Source organism: Methylobacterium sp. WL69, from assembly GCF_008039485.1.
Classification (GTDB): domain Bacteria; phylum Pseudomonadota; class Alphaproteobacteria; order Rhizobiales; family Beijerinckiaceae; genus Methylobacterium.
In genome coordinates this window covers 1-245 of sequence record NZ_VRUZ01000225.1, presented here as the reverse complement: position 1 = coordinate 245, position 245 = coordinate 1, and the positions used below count along the sequence as shown (strand labels likewise).

At 64.1% G+C, this 245-nt stretch carries 1 pseudogene; it reads right to left on the bottom strand.

The annotated features are described in order from the left end of the window. Window positions 1-129 precede the first annotated feature (129 nt). Window positions 130-245, bottom strand: a pseudogene (locus tag FV218_RS23530) (cytochrome c oxidase subunit II); the annotation flags it as partial.

Sequence of the window (245 nt, the reverse complement as noted above, 5' to 3'; positions counted from 1 at the left end):
GCGGGAGAAGAACGGCGGCTTGTGGTCGTGGGCGTGGGCGTCGTGATGCCCCGGATGTGCTGCGGCGTTAGCCATGGATAGACCTCAGTCCAGGTTTCTCTTGAATCTCATGAAACGAGGCCGGACCCGTCAGCGGGCCGCAGCGAACTTCGAGGTGTCGTTGTCGATCCGCGCGAACTTCGTCTTCCCCTCGGCGAGCCACGTGGCGTAGGCCTCGTCGCTCACGACCTGGACCGTGATCGGCA